Origin of the sequence: Streptomyces sp. NPDC087310 (assembly GCF_044744405.1) — a bacterium.
GTDB lineage: Bacteria > Actinomycetota > Actinomycetes > Streptomycetales > Streptomycetaceae > Streptomyces.
Window position 1 is genome coordinate 23162 of record NZ_JBIUYF010000013.1, and the last position, 18245, is coordinate 41406.

Annotated in this window: 15 protein-coding genes; 7 read left to right on the plus strand and 8 right to left on the minus strand. The window is 70.9% G+C overall.

Annotation, left to right across the window (positions count from 1 at the left end; translation table 11 throughout):
• Positions 1-145: 145 nt before the first annotated feature.
• Together ACIO3P_RS36640 and ACIO3P_RS36645 are read right to left on the minus strand one after the other, a co-directional pair.
• Entirely contained in the window at positions 146-1198 is a 1053-nt protein-coding gene (locus ACIO3P_RS36640; protein ID WP_329826277.1) for a helix-turn-helix transcriptional regulator, read from the minus strand.
• Between the two features lie 191 nt (positions 1199-1389).
• A complete protein-coding gene (locus ACIO3P_RS36645; RefSeq protein ID WP_329826276.1) occupies positions 1390-1737 on the minus strand; it encodes a hypothetical protein in 348 nt (115 codons plus the stop codon).
• Positions 1738-2126: 389 nt separating this feature from the next.
• On the opposite strand from ACIO3P_RS36645, the gene ACIO3P_RS36650 reads away from it, so the two are divergent.
• The 3 genes from ACIO3P_RS36650 to tyrS all read left to right on the plus strand — a co-directional run bounded on the left by ACIO3P_RS36650 (position 2127) and on the right by tyrS (position 6415).
• The gene (locus tag ACIO3P_RS36650; protein WP_329826275.1) at positions 2127-3650 is read left to right on the plus strand and encodes a TldD/PmbA family protein; all 1524 of its coding nucleotides are present in this window, start codon (positions 2127-2129) and stop codon (positions 3648-3650) included.
• Positions 3647-5062: a metallopeptidase TldD-related protein gene (locus tag ACIO3P_RS36655; RefSeq protein WP_401850213.1), complete on the plus strand. Its 1416-nt coding sequence runs from the start codon at positions 3647-3649 to the stop codon at positions 5060-5062. Before ACIO3P_RS36650 ends, ACIO3P_RS36655 begins: the two co-directional genes overlap by 4 nt.
• A gap of 84 nt (positions 5063-5146) precedes the next feature.
• Positions 5147-6415, plus strand: a complete 1269-nt coding sequence (gene tyrS, locus ACIO3P_RS36660; RefSeq protein WP_401787690.1) for a tyrosine--tRNA ligase — start codon at positions 5147-5149, stop codon at positions 6413-6415.
• Positions 6416-6488: 73 nt separating this feature from the next.
• Here the strand turns inward: tyrS and ACIO3P_RS36665 are convergent, their stop codons facing one another.
• Positions 6489-6788 carry a GlsB/YeaQ/YmgE family stress response membrane protein gene (locus ACIO3P_RS36665; protein ID WP_329826272.1) on the minus strand — a complete coding sequence of 100 codons (300 nt, stop codon included), beginning with the start codon at positions 6786-6788 and terminating at the stop codon, positions 6489-6491.
• Between the two features lie 242 nt (positions 6789-7030).
• Here ACIO3P_RS36665 and ACIO3P_RS36670 point away from each other — a divergent pair, with 242 nt between their 5' ends.
• Positions 7031-7420, plus strand: coding sequence for a DUF3099 domain-containing protein (locus ACIO3P_RS36670; RefSeq protein ID WP_329826271.1), 390 nt, complete (start codon positions 7031-7033; stop codon positions 7418-7420).
• 287 nt (positions 7421-7707) lie between these two features.
• Positions 7708-8016: a hypothetical protein gene (locus ACIO3P_RS36675; protein WP_329826270.1), complete on the plus strand. Its 309-nt coding sequence runs from the start codon at positions 7708-7710 to the stop codon at positions 8014-8016.
• Here the strand turns inward: ACIO3P_RS36675 and moaA are convergent.
• From moaA to ACIO3P_RS36690, 3 genes are all read right to left on the minus strand, one after another.
• Positions 7999-8988 (minus strand): GTP 3',8-cyclase MoaA, encoded by a 990-nt coding sequence (gene moaA / locus ACIO3P_RS36680; RefSeq protein WP_329826269.1) that lies wholly within the window; start codon positions 8986-8988, stop codon positions 7999-8001. The genes ACIO3P_RS36675 and moaA overlap by 18 nt on opposite strands.
• 213 nt (positions 8989-9201) lie before the next feature.
• Positions 9202-10854, minus strand: coding sequence for a cation acetate symporter (locus tag ACIO3P_RS36685; protein WP_329826268.1), 1653 nt, complete (start codon positions 10852-10854; stop codon positions 9202-9204).
• A complete protein-coding gene (locus tag ACIO3P_RS36690; protein WP_401850822.1) occupies positions 10851-11192 on the minus strand; it encodes a DUF485 domain-containing protein in 342 nt (113 codons plus the stop codon). Before ACIO3P_RS36690 ends, ACIO3P_RS36685 begins: the two co-directional genes overlap by 4 nt.
• A gap of 356 nt (positions 11193-11548) precedes the next feature.
• Here ACIO3P_RS36690 and ACIO3P_RS36695 point away from each other — a divergent pair, with 356 nt between their 5' ends.
• Positions 11549-13138 carry a S8 family peptidase gene (locus ACIO3P_RS36695; RefSeq protein WP_401850215.1) on the plus strand — a complete coding sequence of 530 codons (1590 nt, stop codon included), beginning with the start codon at positions 11549-11551 and terminating at the stop codon, positions 13136-13138.
• A gap of 115 nt (positions 13139-13253) precedes the next feature.
• Here the strand turns inward: ACIO3P_RS36695 and ACIO3P_RS36700 are convergent, their stop codons facing one another.
• Entirely contained in the window at positions 13254-14297 is a 1044-nt protein-coding gene (locus ACIO3P_RS36700) for a zinc-dependent alcohol dehydrogenase family protein (RefSeq protein ID WP_401850217.1), read from the minus strand.
• A 173-nt stretch (positions 14298-14470) separates the two neighbouring features.
• Between ACIO3P_RS36700 and ACIO3P_RS36705 the strand changes: the two genes are divergently transcribed.
• Positions 14471-17401 carry an NACHT domain-containing protein gene (locus tag ACIO3P_RS36705; RefSeq protein ID WP_401850218.1) on the plus strand — a complete coding sequence of 977 codons (2931 nt, stop codon included), beginning with the start codon at positions 14471-14473 and terminating at the stop codon, positions 17399-17401.
• Here ACIO3P_RS36705 and ACIO3P_RS36710 read toward each other — a convergent pair.
• Positions 17398-18135, minus strand: a complete 738-nt coding sequence (locus ACIO3P_RS36710; RefSeq protein WP_329826262.1) for a VIT family protein — start codon at positions 18133-18135, stop codon at positions 17398-17400. The two genes, ACIO3P_RS36705 and ACIO3P_RS36710, sit on opposite strands and share 4 nt — an antisense overlap.
• Positions 18136-18245: the final 110 nt, after the last annotated feature.

Below are 18245 nucleotides of genomic sequence, written 5' to 3' on the forward strand. Positions count from 1 at the left end.
CCTACAGAAACGGGCCTCCGGCCGATGCTGTACGGGCTCACTCCCCCGCCGTACAGCCCGGAAAGAATCCCGACAGCCGGACAGCCGGAGTGAGGCGTCACCGAAGTGACCCCTCACCGCAGCGAGGGGTCACCGGGGTGAGGGGTCACCCGCCGCCCAGGATCGCCATGAGTTCGTCCCGGCCGTGGGTGTTCGTCTTACGGAAGACCGCTTTCAGGTGATCACTGACGGTGTAGGGCGACAGACCGAGCCGATGCGCGATCTGCTTCTGCGCCAGCCCGTCCCGGAGATGACCGACGACGCACCGTTCGCGTGGCGTGAGCCCGTACCAGGCGGCGAAGGCGGGCAGCAGCAGCTCTCCGGTGGCGGCCTGGACCACGACAGCCACGTCCGCGCCGCCCCCGCCCTCGAAGGGCTGGGCCTGTAGGGCGACCCACCGCCCGGCGTGGGCCGCGGGCACACAGATCATCGGACGCGCACCGGACGGTGGGTCCGGGGCGGGCGATGTCGCGGCGGCCAGTGCCACCGCGGCCCCCTCCGGGGCGAACAACCAGTCCGAGACCCCGGCGTCCCGCAACTCCGCGAGCCAGGCCCTGGCCTGGGCGGTGACCCCCCGTACGACGTGGTCGCCGCCGACCACGATCACCCCCGACGGCAGCGCCGGTCCGGCCGGCGCCCGCCCTGCTCTCACATACCCGCGCAGAGCGGCGGAGAGCAACGGGGAGAGACGTACGAGCCGATCGGCGTCGTCCGCCCCGAACACCGGACGGCCCGCCTCCCGGAACAGGCAGAGAACCCCCCACAGGTTCGGGCCGTCGCGCAGCAGCAACCGCAGTTCGCAGGTGACCCCGTGCGCGGACAGGATGCTCCCCGCCCGCCCCCGTTCCGCCCGGCCGTGGCTCTCGGCGCACACCATTCCGACCGGTACCTGGCGCCGGGCGAGATCGATCGGCCGCAGCGCGTCGTCCCCGAGAAAGGCGTTGAGCATTTGCGCCCGCGCCAGATCCCACGGATACCGATGCCAGAAGCCGAAGGAAACCGTGCCCGACAGGGGATCCAGCCCGACCAGGTTCAGCGCGTCGTGCGGCACCCACAGCGCCACCTCGCGAGAGACCAACTCGCCCATCGATTCTCTCGTCACCCCGTCGGCGACGGCGCTGATCAGCCGACGCAAGGGCACGCCCGGATCTGCTGGCATGCGGCCGACCGTATCGGCCGCAATTCCCGCCTGAATTGGTTACCCGCCCATGTTCATCCGACCGAGTGAATGGCAGGGGAGACGAGAAGCCTTCGTCGCGCGTCTGATTCCGAACACACCTGACAACGCGGGGACTTCAGGTGGGCGCGGGCGGCACACCCGTGAAGGGCATGCCGCCCGGCCCGCCGCTCTCAGCCGAAGTACAGGCTGACGCGGGTGAGGAGATCGGTGTCCCAGTCGATCTCGCCTCGGATCGTCACCAGGCCGTTGCCGGGAACGACGTTGTAGGTGTGCATGGTCGCCGACCCCAGGAACGGGGTGTTGCTGCCGGCCGCGCACTCCGTCAGGGACGCGAACACCAGGTTCCCGGGTACGGCGCCGGGGATGTTGACCCGCAGGTTGAAGATGCGGTGCGCGGTGAAGAAGGCCCACCACGCGCCCGTGGCGGCCGCGGCGGACGCCACGTCGGGAGCCCGACTCGCGTTGACCGTGATCACGCCATCGGCCCCGGTCACCTGTTCCAGCTTCTTGGGTGTCATCTTTCTCTTCCCCTTCCAGGGCGGAACCGCCCTCTGTGCCAGAGCGCGTTGACGTGCGTGCGATGTCACGCGCGAGCGCCTGGTGACTATGAGGGTGGCCCGGAGGAAGGCCCGGGAGTATCCCGAGAATTGGGGATGGCCGTCCGCGCTGTGCGCAGTACGCTCCTGGCCGGCCGCCGGCCGCCGGGCGTGCCTCGGCATCGGCTCCGGTGACGCGGCTCCCTGGCCACGGGAAGCGATCAGCGGCCACGGGAAGTGATCAGCCTACTGCTACGTGCCCATTCAGGACATCGGAAACGGGTGGCCCGCGTCCGGCCCCGCACGGCATGGTTCACTCCGTATCACCAGTACTCAAGAGCGCGAGAAGGATGCGAGAAGGAGAGCAGCACGTGCCCCACGAGGTAGATCAGTCGTTCCTGGCGCTGCCGCTGCGGGCGCTCGCCGACGCGGCGCTCGCGCGGGCGCGGGCGCTCGGTGCCCAGCACGCGGATTTCCGGTTCGAGCGGGTGCGCGGCGCGGCCTGGCGGCTGCGGGACGGGAAGCCCGCCGGGTCGTCGGACACCACGGATCTCGGCTACGCGGTCCGGGTGGTGCACGGCGGGGCCTGGGGGTTCGCGTCCGGGGTGGATCTGACCATGGACGCGGCGGCGCGGGTCGCCGGGCAGGCCGTGGCGATGGCGAAGCTGTCCGCGAAGGTGATCGCGGCGGCGGGGTCCGACGAGCGGGTGGAGCTGGCCGAGGAGCCGGTGCACGCCGAGAAGACCTGGGTGTCGGCGTACGAGATCGATCCGTTCACCGTGCCCGACGAGGAGAAGAGCGGGCTGCTCGCCGAGTGGAGCGCGCGGCTGCTGCGGGCGGAGGGCGTGGCGCATGTGGACGCCTCGCTGCTCACCGTCCACGAGAACAAGTTCTACGCGGACACGGCGGGCACCGTCACCACGCAGCAGCGCGTGCGGTTGCATCCGCAGCTCACGGCGGTCGCGGTCGACGGCAAGAGCGGCGAGTTCGACTCGATGCGGACGATCGCGCCGCCGGCCGGCCGGGGCTGGGAGTACCTGACCGGGACCGGCTGGGACTGGGACGCGGAGCTGGAGCGCATCCCCGGGCTGCTCGCGGAGAAGATGCGCGCGCCGAGCGTCGAGGCCGGTACGTACGACCTGGTCGTCGACCCGTCCAACCTGTGGCTGACGATCCACGAGTCGATCGGCCACGCCACCGAGCTGGACCGGGCGCTGGGGTACGAGGCGGCGTACGCGGGGACGTCCTTCGCCACCTTCGACCAGCTCGGGACGTTGGCGTACGGCTCCTCCGTGATGAATGTGACGGGTGACCGCACCGCCGAGCACGGCCTCGCCACGATCGGGTACGACGACGAGGGCGTCGAGGCGCAGTCGTGGGACCTGGTCAAGGACGGCACGCTGGTGGGCTATCAGCTCGACCGCCGGATCGCGAAGCTCACCGGCCTCGGCCGCTCCAACGGCTGCGCGTACGCCGACTCGCCGGGGCACGTACCGGTGCAGCGCATGGCCAATGTGTCGCTGCGGCCGGATCCGGGCGGGCTCGCCACGGAGGATCTGATCGGCGGGGTGGAGCGCGGGATCTATGTGGTCGGCGACCGGTCGTGGTCGATCGACATGCAGCGCTACAACTTCCAGTTCACGGGCCAGCGGTTCTTCCGGATCGAGAACGGCAGGCTGGCGGGCCAGCTCCGCGATGTCGCCTACCAGGCGACGACCACGGACTTCTGGGGCTCGATGGAGGCGGTCGGCGGACCGCAGACGTATGTCCTGGGCGGCGCCTTCAACTGCGGCAAGGCGCAGCCGGGCCAGGTGGCGGCGGTCTCCCACGGCTGCCCGTCGGCGCTGTTCCGCGGCGTCAACATCCTCAACACCACGCAGGAGGCAGGCCGATGACTTCCCCGACGCCCCCCACCAGCCGCGTCAGCAGGCCGCACGAGATCGTGGAGCGCGCCCTCGAACTGTCCACCGCCGACGGGTGCGTGGTCATCGCCGACGAGCAGTCCTCCGCCAATCTGCGCTGGGCGGGCAACGCGCTGACGACCAACGGGGTCACCCGGGGCCGTACGCTCACCGTCATCGCGACCGTGGACGGCGCGCAGGGCACCGCCTCGGGGGTCGTGTCGCGCTCCGCCGTCACCGCCGACGACCTGGAGCCGCTGGTACGGGCGGCCGAGGCCGCCGCGCGGGGGGCCGGGCCCGCCGAGGACGCGCAGCCGCTGGTCGGTGCCGCAGGTCCGGCGTCGGCGGGCTTCACGGACGCGCCCGTCGAGACGACCTCCGCCGTCTTCGCGGACTTCGCGCCGGCGCTCGGGGAGTCCTTCGCGCGGGCCCGGGCGGGCGGCCGTGAGCTGTACGGTTTCGCGAACCATGAGCTGACCTCCACGTATCTCGGTACGTCGACGGGGGTGCGGCTGCGCCACGACCAGCCCAACGGCACGCTGGAGCTGAACGCGAAGTCGCCGGACCGCTCACGCTCCGCCTGGGCGGGGCGGGCCACGCGGGACTTCAAGGATGTGGACCCGGCCGCTCTCGACGCCGAGCTGGCCCGGCGTCTCGCCTGGGCCGAGCGCAAGGTGGAGCTGCCCGCCGGGCGGTACGAGACGCTGCTGCCGCCGACCGCCGTGGCCGATCTGCTGATCTACCAGTTCTGGTCGTCCGCGGCCCGGGACGCGGTGGAGGGCCGTACGGTCTTCTCGCTGCCGGGGGGCGGCACCCGCGTCGGGGAGAAGCTGTCCGAGCTGCCGCTCACGCTGCGCAGCGACCCGTACGAGCCGGGTCTCGAGTCCGCGCCGTTCGTGATCGCGCACGCCTCCGGCGACGACGCCTCCGTCTTCGACAACGGGCTGCCGCTCGCGCCGACGGAGTGGGTGCGCGGCGGCACGCTGGACCGGCTCGTCTCCACCCGGCACAGCGCCGCGCTGACCGGGCTCCCGGTCGCGCCCGGGATCGGCAATCTGATCCTGGACGGCGGGGGCGAGCGCTCGCTGGACGAGATGGTGGCGAACACCTCGCGCGGGCTGCTGCTGACCTGCCTCTGGTACATCCGCGAGGTCGATCCGGCGACGCTGCTGCTCACGGGGTTGACCCGGGACGGCGTCTATCTGGTCGAGGACGGCGAGGTGGTCGGCGAGGTGAACAATTTCCGGTTCAACGAGTCGCCGGTCGATCTGCTGTCGCGGGCCGCGGAGGCCGGCCGTACGGAGAAGACGCTGCCGCGTGAGTGGGGCGACTGGTTCACCCGGGCCGCGATGCCCGCCCTGCGCATCCCGGACTTCAACATGAGCTCGGTCAGCCAGGGTGTGTGACCCCCATAGACTGGTGATTCACCACCGCACCATCCACGACATCCGAGACATCCGCGTGTGCACCACCCGAGGAGAGAAACGACCGTGACGGACATCGTCGACGACCTGAAGTGGCGCGGGCTGTTCGCCCAGTCCACCGACGAGGACGCCCTGCGCAAGGCGCTCGCGGACGGTCCGGTCACGTTCTATTGCGGCTTCGACCCCACCGCGGCCAGCCTGCACGTGGGCCATCTCGTGCAGGTGCTGACCGTACGCAGGCTCCAGCAGGCCGGGCACCGGCCGCTGGCGCTGGTGGGCGGGGCCACCGGGCAGATCGGTGACCCGCGGCCGACCGCCGAGCGGACGCTGAACGACCCGGAGACGGTGGCCGGCTGGGTGGAGCGGCTGCGGTCGCAGATCGAGCCGTTCCTCTCCTTCGAGGGGCCGAACGCGGCGACCATGGTCAACAACCTGGACTGGACCGCGGGTCTGTCCGCGATCGAGTTCCTGCGGGACATCGGGAAGCACTTCCGCGTCAACAGGATGCTGACGAAGGACTCGATCGCCCGCCGGCTGGAGTCCGACGAGGGCATCAGCTACACCGAGTTCAGCTACCAGCTCCTCCAGTCCATGGACTTCCTGGAGCTGTACCGGCGGTACGGCTGTGTCCTCCAGCAGGGCGGCAGCGACCAGTGGGGCAATCTCACCGCCGGTCTGGACCTGATCCACCGCCTGGAGCCGGGCGCCGAGGTGCACGCGCTGGCGACGCCGCTGATGACGAAGGCGGACGGCACCAAGTTCGGCAAGACGGAGGGCGGCGCGGTCTGGCTCGACCCGGCGATGACCACGCCGTACGCGTTCTACCAGTTCTGGCTGAACGTGGACGACCGTGACGTCTCCGCGTACAGCCGCATCCTCAGCTTCCGGACCCGTGAGGAGCTGGAGGAGCTGGAGCGCGCCACGGCGGAGCGTCCGCAGGCGCGCGCCGCGCAGCGGGCGCTGGCGGAGGAGCTGACGACGCTGGTGCACGGCGCGGAGCAGTGCGCGGCGGTCATCTCCGCGTCCCGGGCGCTGTTCGGCCAGGGCGAGCTGACGGGGCTGGACGAGGCGACGCTGGGCGCGGCGCTCTCCGAGGTGCCGCGTGCCGAGGTCACGGAGCTGGCGTCGGTGGTGGATCTGCTCGCCGCGGTGGGTCTGGCGCCGAGCAAGTCGGCGGCGCGGCGCACCGTCAAGGAGGGCGGGGCGTACGTGAACAACGTCAAGGTCGTGGACGGCGAGGCGGTTCCGGAGCGTACGGAGCTGCTGCACGGCCGCTGGCTGGTGCTCCGCCGCGGGAAGAAGAACCTGGCCGCGATCGAGGTCACGGCGGGCTGACCGCGGGACGGCAACGACGGCTGCGGCCGGGTGCGTGGGCGGTGGCCCGTGCCCCCGGCCGCGGTGCTGTCCGTCAGATTCTCTCCCGTGTGCCCGTCCCCGTCGTGCCCCTGTTGCCGCGGATCGCCTGCCATAGCTTGGCGACCAGCGCGACCACGATGATGGCCCCGATGAGCTGGAGCACGTGCCGGGTCCAGTCGATGCCCTTGGTGTTGGCGACCCCGAGCCAGCCGGCGACGGCGTTGCCGAGCACGCTGCCCAGGATGCCGCACAGAACCGTCAGCCACAGAGGGATGTTCTGCTTGCCGGGGATGATCGCTTTGGCGATCAGGCCGAGCACCAGGCCCACAACGATGACCCACAACCAACTCATGGTCGCCTCCTCACGTGGCGCGATATGCGCATGAGGCCACTCTGTGGCGATCGGCCATACGGCGCATGTCGGACGCGGCCGTACGGGGGCGCGACGAGCCGTGACGGCGGGGCGGCGAGGGGCACCGGTCACGCTGGGGGGTGACCCCCTCTCGTGGCCGCCGCACGGTCGGCGTACCGTGAAGGGTGTCCGGTCCGGGGAGAGTTCCGGGAGAGTGCCGGCGGCAGAGATCGGGGTGGAGCGTGACGCGGAAACAGGGCGGCGCGGAGGTCTTCCGGATCACCGGGGCCCGTACGGGACTGGCCGAGGATGTACGTGGCCGGCAGCGCCGGTATGTGATCTCGATGAGTGTGCGGACGCTCGCCGTGGTCGCGACGGTGGCCCTGTGGAACGTGCAGCGGCCGATCGCGATCGTGACGCTCGCCCTCGGGGTGCTGCTGCCCTATGTGGCGGTGGTGATCGCCAACGCGGGCCGGGAGAACTCCCCCGCGCTGCCCTCCACTTTCGTCGCGGCGCCGATGCTGCCCCCGATGATCGCGGCGTCGCCGGCACCGGGCGCGGCACAGACGGGTGCCAGGACCACCGGCCGGGAGTACGGTGAGGGGCCTTCGCCGACGCGCGAACCGGCGTGAGGCGAACCGGCGTGATGTGAGGGGGCGGACGCCGACGGGAGTGGATTCCCAGCGTCCGCACAACGCGGGAAAAGCCTCAAGAAAAGCTCAGATCAATCGTGAAGTTCCGGTGCACGGCACCCCGTTGCCCGTGACATACTTTGCAAGCGCTCCGCATCCCCCGTCGGAGCGACGGACCGACGCCGGGCAGCTCCCCCCGTGGCTGCTCGGCGTCGCCTTTTTCGGGGTCGTCACCACCGGGAACGCCACCACCGCGGCCCGTCACCGCGACGCCCTAGGGTGGGTGGGTGAACTTCCCCCTCTTCCCCGCTCCTGGCTCCCCTGATTCCCCCGGCTCCCCCGGCTCCCCCGACTCCCCCGATGACGACGCGCCGCCGGTCTGCTCCGCGAAGGGCTGCCGCGACGCCGCCGTCTGGGTCCTCGCCTGGAACAACCCCAAGCTGCACACGCCGGAGCGCCGCAAGACCTGGCTGGCCTGCGACGCGCACCGCGAGCATCTGTCGTCGTTCCTGGGGGTGCGCGGGTTCCTCAAGGATGTGGTGACCCTGGAGGAGTGGGAGGGTCGCGAGGAGCACGGTTCAGCCGCCGATGGCTGACATCGGGCGGTCGGGCTGGAGGAAGGCGGGATCGTCCAGACCTGAACCGGCCTTCTTTCCCCACATCGCCAGCTTCCAGAGCGTGGCTATCTCCTCGTCGGGGGCGCCCGAGCGCAGGGCCGCCCGCAGGTCCGTCTCCTCCCGGGCGAACAGGCACGTACGCACCTGGCCGTCGGCGGTCAGCCGGGTGCGGTCGCAGGCGCGGCAGAAGGGGCGGGTGACGGAGGCGATCACCCCGACGCGGTGCGGTCCGCCGTCCACGAGCCAGCGCTCGGCGGGCGCCGAGCCCCGTACGCCCCCGCCCTCCTCGGTCAGGGTGAACCGGGTGCGCAGCGAGGCCAGGATGTCACCGGCCGTGATCATGTTGTCGCGCTTCCAGCCGTGCTGCGCGTCGAGGGGCATCTGCTCGATGAACCGCAGCTCGTAGCCGTGCTCCACGGCCCAGGCCAGCAGATCGGGCGCCTCGTCCTCGTTGAGCCCCGGCATCAGCACCGTATTGACCTTGACGGGGGTCAGCCCGGCGTCACGGGCCGCGCGCAGCCCGTCGAGGACGTCCTGGTGCCGGTCGCGGCGGGTGAGGGTCTTGAAGGCGTCGGGGCGCAGGGTGTCGAGCGAGACATTGACCCGGTCCAGCCCGGCGGCCTTCAGCGCGGCGGCCGTACGCCTGAGGCCGATGCCGTTGGTGGTCAGGGACATCCTGGGGCGCGGCTCCAGCGCGGCGCACCGCTCCACGATCCCGACGAGTCCCGGCCTGAGCAGCGGCTCACCACCGGTGAAGCGGACCTCTTCGATGCCCAGGCGTGTCACGGCCATCCCGATCAGCCGGACGATCTCGTCGTCGGTCAGCAGATCGGTCTTGGTGAGCCACTGGAGACCTTCCTCCGGCATGCAGTAGGTGCACCGCAGGTTGCACCGGTCCGTGAGCGACACGCGAAGATCCGTGGCGACACGGTCGTAGGTGTCGATGAGCACTGTGGCCCCTCCCCGTGGTTCCTGATGGTCGGTGTGGCTCCCCGGTGATCGGATCCGGCTCCTTCGAGCCTACGTCAGACCTCCGACACCACCGGGCGCCGTGTACGACGACGAGCCACCCGGGGCGGGGAGCCCGACGGGGGACGGGGAGCCGCGAGGCCGCGTCGCGGGACTCCACGACGCGGCCTCGGAGGCTCGTACGACGGCTCGGGGTCAGTGCGCCCCCGTACCGGTGAGGGACTTGACCTCCAGCTCGGCGTACTTCCCGGTGTCCGGCTCCTCCTTGGACAGTACGGTGCCCAGCCAGCCGAGCAGGAAGCCCAGCGGGATGGAGATCAGCCCGGGGTTCTCCAGCGGGAAGAAGTGGAAGTCGACGTCCGGGAACATCGAGGTGGGCTTGCCCGAGACGACCGGCGAGAAGAGCACCAGCAGCACGGACGAGGAGAGACCGCCGTAGATCGACCACAGGGCGCCCTGGGTGGTGAACTTCTTCCAGAACAGGCTGTAGAGGATCGTCGGCAGGTTGGCCGAGGCGGCGACGGCGAAGGCGAGCGCGACCAGTCCGGCCACGTTGAGGTCGCGGGCCATGGCGCCGAGTCCGATGGAGACGACACCGATGGCGACGGTCGCCCAGCGGGCCGCGCGGACCTCCTCCTTCTCGGTCGCCTCCCCCTTGCGGATCACGTTGGCGTAGATGTCGTGCGCGAACGACGAGGACGAGGCCAGCGTCAGCCCCGCGACCACCGCGAGGATGGTGGCGAAGGCGACCGCCGAGATCACGGCCAGCAGGATCGCGCCGCCCGTCGACCCGGCTCCGCCGCCGATCTCCAGGGCCGCCAGGGGAGCCGCCGTGTTGCCCGCCTTGTTGGAGGCGATGATGTCGCCGGGCTTGAGGAGCGCGGCGGCACCGAAGCCGAGGACGATCGTCATCAGGTAGAAGGCGCCGATGATGCCGATGGCCCAGATGACCGACTTCCGGGCTGCCTGCGCGGTCGGCACGGTGTAGAAGCGGATCAGGATGTGCGGCAGTCCCGCCGTACCGAGGACGAGCGCGATCCCGAGCGAGATGAAGTCCAGCTTCGAGGTGGCCGTCGCCCCGTACTTGAGACCGGGCTCCAGGAAGGCCGCGCCCTTGCCGCTGTTGCTCGCCGCCGTGCCCAGCAGGTCGGAGAGGTTGAAGTGGAACTTCCACAGGATCAGGAAAGTGATCAGCAGGGTGCCCGCGATGAGCAGGACGGCCTTGACCATCTGCACCCAGGTGGTGCCCTTCATGCCGCCGATCGTGACGTACACGATCATCAGCAGGCCGACCAGCGCGACGATGGCGATCTTCCCGGCGTCGCTGGTGATGCCGAGCAGCAGGGAGACGAGCACGCCCGCGCCGGCCATCTGCGCCAGCAGGTAGAAGATCGAGACGACGATGGTGGAGGTGCCCGCGGCGGTACGGACCGGGCGCTGGCGCATGCGGTACGCGAGGACGTCGCCCATCGTGTACCGGCCGGAGTTGCGCAGCGGTTCGGCGACGAGGAGCAGCGCGACCAGCCAGGCGACGAGGAAGCCGATGGAGTAGAGGAAGCCGTCGTAACCGAAGAGCGCGATGGCCCCGGCGATCCCGAGGAACGACGCGGCGGACATGTAGTCGCCGGAGACGGCGAGGCCGTTCTGGAAGCCGGTGAACTGCCGGCCGCCCGCGTAGAAGTCCGAGGCGCTCTTGGTCTGGCGGCCGGCCCAGACGGTGATGATCAGGGTCGCCACGACGAAGAGCCCGAAGAGCGTGATGATCAGCGGCCGGTGCTCGCTGGCGTCCCCGGCGGCGGCGAGCCGGACCGGGGCCGACTGGCTGAGGAGAGTGACCGGGTGGCTCATGCGTCCGCCTCCATACGGGACTTGATGGCGTCGGCCTTCGGGTCGAGCTGCCGTGCCGCGTGCCGCGAGTAGATCCAGGCGATGAGGAAGGTGGTGGCGAACTGTGCGAGGCCGAGGACCAGCGCGACGTTGATGTTGCCGAAGAGCTTGGTGCCCATGAAGTCGCCGGCGTAGTTGGACAGCAGGACGTACAGCAGGTACCAGGCGATGAAGGCGACGGTCAGCGGGAAGGCGAAGGAGCGGTAGGTGCGGCGCAGTTCGCCGAACTCCTCGCTCTCCTGCACCTCGACGAACCGGGCCGTCGTGGGCTGGGCGGGTGCGGCCCCGTCCTTGGTGATCCGGACCGGCGGGGCCCCGTCCTTCGGGGCCCCCTCGGGTGTGGACGGGGCGGTGCTGGTGTCCGTACCGCCCTCGGGCGGCGGCGGTGTGTCGGAAGCCACGGACTCTCCTCGTGACGCGGGTGCGGTGGGGTGGGTCATGGGGCGGGAAACCTCACAGGGGACGCGTAGGTACTGGTCCCCCTGACAACGGCACGGGAGGCATGGCGAAGCGGTTCAACACCGGCCTTTTTGTTGCGGAAAGGATTCGGGAAGTGATTGATGACCACGGCTGGTCGGAGATAACTTCACTGGTCATGTACCCGTCCAGGCGTAGCCCGCGCCGGGACGGCTCTCACGGATGATGTGGAGAACCCATGGCTCATCTGGGATCCAGACGGCGGCGTGTCCTCGCGCTGCCCGTAGGTCTGGCCCTCACGGTCTCGCTCGGCTTCCTGCCGACCGGCACGGCCACGGCCGCCGACTCGGCCGCGGCGGGCGGTCCGTCCGCCCCGGTGGTGACGGACGGACCGAAGCTCTCGTACGTGGTCAACACCCGCGGCGGGCGCTCGACGACCCGGTCGGTCGAGAAGGCGATAGGCAAGGCCGGCGGCACGGTGGTGACGACGTACGACCGGATCGGGGTCATCGTCGTCACGTCGCAGAACCCCGACTTCGCCAAAACGGTCCGCAAGGTCAGGGGCGTCGACTCGGCCGGTGCGACCCGTACCGCGCCGCTGCCCTCGCAGTCCACGACGGACCTCGGGGCGCCTCAGCAGGTGACGGCCGAGGAGATGGCGGCGGCGACCGCGAAGGCCGAGCGCGCGAACCAGCGGGCCGGGGGCGCGGCCGGGGGGTCCGGCAAGGCCCTGGCCCAGGACCCGCTGGAGCCGTTGCAGTGGGACCTGCCCGCCATCAAGGCGGACAAGGCGCACGAGAAGACGCTCGGCAGCAGGAACGTCACTGTCGCGGTCATCGACACGGGTGTCGACGACACGCACCCGGACATCGCGCCGAACTTCGACCGTGCCGCCTCGGTCAACTGCGTGAGCGGCAAGCCCGACACGGCGGACGGCGCCTGGCGGCCGACCTCCGAGGAGAGCCCGCACGGCACGCATGTGGCGGGCGAGATCGCCGGGGCGAAGAACGGCGTGGGGATCACCGGTGTCGCGCCGGGCGTGAAGGTGGCCGGCATCAAGGCGTCCACCCCGGCCGGGTACTTCTTCACCGAGGCCGTCGTGTGCAGCTTCGTCTGGGCCGCCGAGCACGGCGTGGACGTGACGAACAACAGCTACTACACCGACCCGTGGTACTTCAACTGCACGACCGACCCGGACCAGAAGGCCCTGGTCGACGCGATCACCCGGGCCACCCGGTACGCGGAGAACAAGGGCACGGTCAACGTGGCCGCGGCGGGCAACGAGAACTACGACCTCGCGGCCGACTCGATCACCGACCCGAGCAGCCCGAACGACTCGACGCCCGGTGAGCGGGTCGTCGACCCGTCCAAGTGCCTCGACATACCCACGCAGTTGCCCGGCGTGGTGACGGTCGCCTCCACCGGCGCCAAGAGCCTGAAGTCCTCGTTCTCCAACCACGGTCTGGGGATCATCGACGTCGCGGCCCCGGGCGGCGACTCCACCCGCTACCAGACGCCCGCCCCGCCGGCGACCAGCGGTCTGATCCTCGGCCCGCTGCCGGGCGGCACGTGGGGCTACATGGCCGGTACGTCGATGGCCTCCCCGCACGCCGCGGGCGTGGCGGCGCTGCTGAAGTCGACGCACCCGCACGCACCCGCGTGGGCCATCAAGGCGCTGCTGAAGGTGCAGGCGGACGACGTGGCCTGCCCGGAGGCGTACGACATCGACGGTGACGGACAGGTCGACGCCGTCTGCGAGGGCGGCAAGCGCTACAACAGCTTCTACGGTGCGGGTCTGGTCGACGCCCTGGCCGCGGTCAGCAAGTAAGCGAGTAAGCGAATAAGCAAGTAACGGCCGGTAGGACGAACAGAAGCGCGGGCCGCCCTTACGGGTGGCCCGCGCTTCCTGCTTCGTACATCCCTGAGGACGACTGAGAAGGGCGTCAGACGGCGATGAGCACCTTGAGGGCGGTGCGCGCGTCCATCGCCTTGTAGCCGGCGGCAACGTCGTCCAGCCCCACCCGCAGGTCGAAGACGGGCGACGGGTCGATCGTGCCGTTCAGCACGTCGGGAAGCAGCTCGGGCAGGTAGGCGCGGGCGGGCGCGACGCCGCCGCGCAGGGCGATGTTCCGCGCGAACATGTGGCTCAGGTCGAGACCGGTGGCGCTGCCGTGCGGCACCCCGACGTAGCCGATCGTGCCGCCGTCGCGGGTGATCTTCACCGAGGTGAGCATGGACTGCTCGGTGCCGACCGCCTCGATCACGGAGTGCGCTCCCTGCCCACCGGTCAGCTCCCGTACGGCCGCCACGGCCGCGTCGCCGCGCTCGGCGACGACATCGGTGGCGCCGAAGCTCCTGGCGATGTCCGTACGGGCCTGGTGACGCCCGAGCGCGATGATCCGCTCGGCGCCGAGCCGCTTGGCGGCCAGCACGCCGCAGAGCCCGACCGCGCCGTCCCCGACGACGGCGACCGTGGATCCTGGCCGTACGCCGGCGCCGACGGCGGCGTGGTGACCGGTGCCCATCACGTCGGAGAGCGCGAGCAGCGCGGTCAGCAGCCGGTCGTCGGAGGCGGCGTCGGCGGGGAGCTTGACGAGCGTGCCGTCGGCGTGGGGGACCCGTACCGCCTCGCCCTGTCCGCCGTCGGAGCCGGACTGGCCCCAGATGCCGCCCTCGGGGCAGGAGGTCTGGATGCCGTCGTGGCAGAACTCACAGACACCGTCGGACCAGGCGAAGGGCGCGACGACGAGATCGCCGGACGCGAATCCGCCCACGCCGGAGCCGGTCTCCTCGATCACGCCGAGGAACTCGTGGCCTATCCGCTGCGAGGGCCCGGTGGGTCCCTCGCCCCGGTACGGCCACAGGTCGCTGCCGCAGATGCAGGAGCGCAGGACCCGTACCACCGCGTCGGTGGGCTGCTGGATCGCCGCGTCCGGTACCTCCTCGACACGGATGTCGCCGGGTGCGTGAATGACGGTGGCGCGCATGCGGGGGGTTCCTCTTCCTGTGGCTTCCTGTGACTTCCCGGCATTGATTGGTACGACCATCCAATGACCGACCATCCACCGTAAGCCCACCCGTGGGGTCGGGGGCAAACGCGCCGCCCGGCATCCCCCGACAGCCGTACGATCTTCCGCACCGGCACTGGGGGGAGTCTGCTGTGGCAGGTCTGGAACTGTTACTGGTCCGTCTCGCGGGTACGGTCGCGGGCGCGATCGCCAAGTCCCTGCTGACCCCACGGCCGGGCGCGGCCCTGGTCGGGGACCCTGTCCGGGCTCTCCCCCGGCCGCTGGGCCAGGACGCCCCACGCCGGCTGGCGAAGGTGCTGGCCGAACGCCTCTCCGACGCGTACGCCGCGCTCCCCGAGCACGAGCGGCAGGCGGCGGCCGACTCCGTACAGGACACCTTCGCGGCGGCGGACGCCCTCGACGCGGAGTCGCTCTTCGCGCTGGACCTGGACCCGGCCCGGCTGTCCGCCCGGCTGCGGGCGCCGGCGGCGGGGCTGAGCGAGCGCGGAGTCGGTCTGTACGACGAACTGCTCGGCCTGTGCTGCGCGCATGTGGTGGAGCAACTGACGGCGCACCCCTCGTTCGCGGCCCGCGCCGCGGTGGAACAGACCCGGGCGGCGGGGCGTACCCGGGAGCTGGTGGAGGACGTACGGGACCGCCTCGGCCCGCGCCCCGAGGCGGCCACGGTGGAGTTCGAGAGGCGGTACGCGGAGTATGTGGCGGCCACGCAGAGCCGGCTGGAGCTGTTCGGGCTGACGCTGGGCCGCTCGGCGAGCGAATGGCCGCTGGACACGGCCTACATCAGCCTCGCGGTGACCAACGAGCGGGCCGGGGACCGGTGGACCGGGGACCGGTGGGAACTCCCCGGGGCCGGAGTCGTCGACCGGGGCCCGGTCAAGGCCGAACTGGCGCTGAAGGGCGCGCACCGGGTGGTGCTGCGCGGCCCGGCGGGCTCCGGCAAGAGCACGCTGGTGCAGTGGCTGGCGCTCAACGCGGCCCGGCGCACCTTCCCCGCCGAGCTGGCCGAGTGGAACATGTGCGTACCGTTCGTGCTGCGGCTGCGCGCCTTCACGACCTCCGACACGCTCCCGCTGCCCGCCGACTTCCTGCGGGCGGCGGGGGTGCCGCTGTACGGCCAGGCACCCGCGGGGTGGGCGGAGAACCTGCTGACCAGCGGCCGGGCACTGGTGCTGGTGGACGGCGTGGACGAGGTACCGACACGGCTGCGGGCCCGTACGGAGAGCTGGCTGAAGTCCCTGATCGCGGCGTTTCCGGCGGCGCGGTACGTGGTGACGACCCGGCCCTCCGCCGTACCGGAGGACTGGCTGAAGGGCCACGCCTTCACCGCGCACTCACTGCTACCGATGGAACGCGGCGACATCCGCGCGTTCGTCGCGCACTGGCACGACGCGGCCCGCCAGGAGTGCCCGCCGGACGCGGCCCTGCTCGACACGTACGAACAGTCCCTGCTCCAGGCGGTGGCGGGCCGCCGCGACCTGGGCCGGCTGGCGACGAACCCGCTGATGTGCGCGCTGCTGTGCGCCCTGAACCGGGACCGCAGGATGCGACTGCCACGAGCGCGCAAGGAGTTGTACGACGCGGCCCTGGACCTGCTGCTCGTACGCCGCGACACGGAGCGCGAGGTGGTCGGCGTCGAGGGCGTCGACCTGACGCGCGACGAACAGACGGCGCTGCTCCAGCGGCTGGCCTACTGGCTGATCCGCAACGGCCAGGTGGAGGCGGCCCGCGAGGAGGCCGTGGAGATGGTGGGCGAATGGCTGTCCGCGATGCCCCAGGTGGAGGGCGACGCGGACCAGGTCTTCGCCCACCTGCTGATCCGCAGCGGCCTCCTGCGCGAACCGGTCCCCGGCGCCGTCGACTTCGTCCACCGGACCTTCCAGGACTACCTGGGCGCGAAGGCGGCGGTCGAGGCACGCGACTTCGGCGTGCTGGTACGCCACGCACACGACGACCAGTGGGACGACGTGGTCCGGATGGCGGTGGGCCACGCGCGGGCCGACGAACGGGTGCGGCTGCTGAAGCAGTTGCTCCGCCGCGCGGACAAGGTCCAGCGGCACAGGAACCGGCTGGTGCTGCTGGCGGCGGCGTCACTGGAGCACGCGCCGGAGCTGGATCCGGCGATGCGGGAGGAGATCGAGAGGCGGACGGCGGAGTTGATCCCGCCACGTGGCCCCGAGGAGGCTCTGGAACTGGCGAAAGCCGGTGAGCTGGTGCTGGAGCTGCTGCCGGGGCCGGAGGGGCTGGACGAGATGAGCGCGGCGGCGGTGGTGCGGACGGCCGGGCTGGTGGGCGGCGATGCGGCGCTGGAGGTGATCTCACGGTTCCGGGAGGACAAGCGTTTCCGGGTCGGCGTCGAGGTGTCGTCGGCTTGGGGCAACTTCGACACGGAGGCGTACGCCCGGTCGGAGTTGGCCCCCCGTGAGTGGTCAGAGGTCACCCTCCATGTACGGACAGAGGATCAGCTCCGGGCGCTGTGGCTGCTTCCGGAGGTGCGGGACCTCTCGCTCCTCGGCTCCTTGGCCGATTTGTCACCTCTGGGCGCTCTCCCCGCTCTCGAAAGGCTCTACGTGGGCAACAACCCGCTGGTGACGGACCTCTCCCCCTTGGCGGAGCTGCCCTCACTGCAAACGCTGGACCTGTATCGGTGCACAGCGCTTCAAGACCTGTCGCCGCTGCGGCGAATGGACCAACTCGTCAACCTCACGCTCGACTCCTCTGTGACGGCAGCGAGTGCTAACGGACTCAACAGCCTTCGCTCCCCCCTCCCTGTGTCCCTTCTTCAACTGGTAAGGGAAAACGATCTGCACCTCGACTGGTTGACCGGTTGGCATTCACTGACGCACCTCGGACTGATGTCCTGTCATATCGTCAGCGGGTTGGAGCCCCTGGCAGAGCTTCCGAAGCTCCGGACTCTCAGGCTCCATGACTGCACTCACGCCGCCGAGGCGATCGACCTGTCCCCTTTGGCAGTTCTGGACGACCTGGCAATCGGTCTGTACGGAGACACCTCGGTGCAAGGCGAGGACGCCTTCCCACCCGGCCGGATCATTTACCTCGGCTAAACCCCCGCCGCCCCCAGCAACGCCCCCGCCCCGTACGTCACCCCCATCGCCACCGCTCCCCCGGCCATGTTGCGCAGCAGTGCGGGGCCCACCGCCGCCGAGCCCAGGCGGGCGCTGCCCCAGCCCGTCAGGGCCAGGGCCGCCAGGACGGACAGGACCGTGATCCAGAGCCGCAGGGACGCGGGCGGGAGCACCATGGCCAGGAGGGGGAGCAGGGCGCCCGCTGTGAAGGCGAGGAAGCTGGCGCCCGCCGCGTGCCAGGGGTTGGTGAGGGCGTCGGGGTCGATGCCCAGTTCCACGCTCGCGTGGGCGCGCAACGCGTCGCGTTGGGTGAGCTGTTCCGCGGCTTCCCGTGCCACGTCCCGCGAGAGTCCACGGTCCGCCAGCATGTTCGTCAGTTCGTCGAGTTCGGCCCGTGGCTGTTCGCGCAGTTCCCGTTTCTCGACCTCCAGCGCCGCCTTCTCCGAGTCGCGCTGGGTCGAGACCGATACGTACTCGCCGGCCGCCATCGACATCGATCCGGCCAGCAGCCCGGCGAGCCCCGCCGTGAGCAGGGTGCCGCGCGCGCTCGTGGCGCCCGCCACCCCGACGACGATTCCCGCCGTGGAGACGATGCCGTCGTTCGCGCCGAGGACGGCCGCGCGCAGCCAGTTGAGGCGGGGGCCGAGGGAGTCGCCGTGGGGTTCGTCGTGCGGTTCGCCATACGGTTCGTCATGCGGTGTGGTGTCGGTCACCCGGCCAAGGTCTCACCCCCACCCCGCGCCGCCCGTGGACCGACCCGCCCCTCAAGGGCCTTGACGGGGCAACGGCTGACCGGGCAACAGCACTGTCAGTCGTGGCCCGT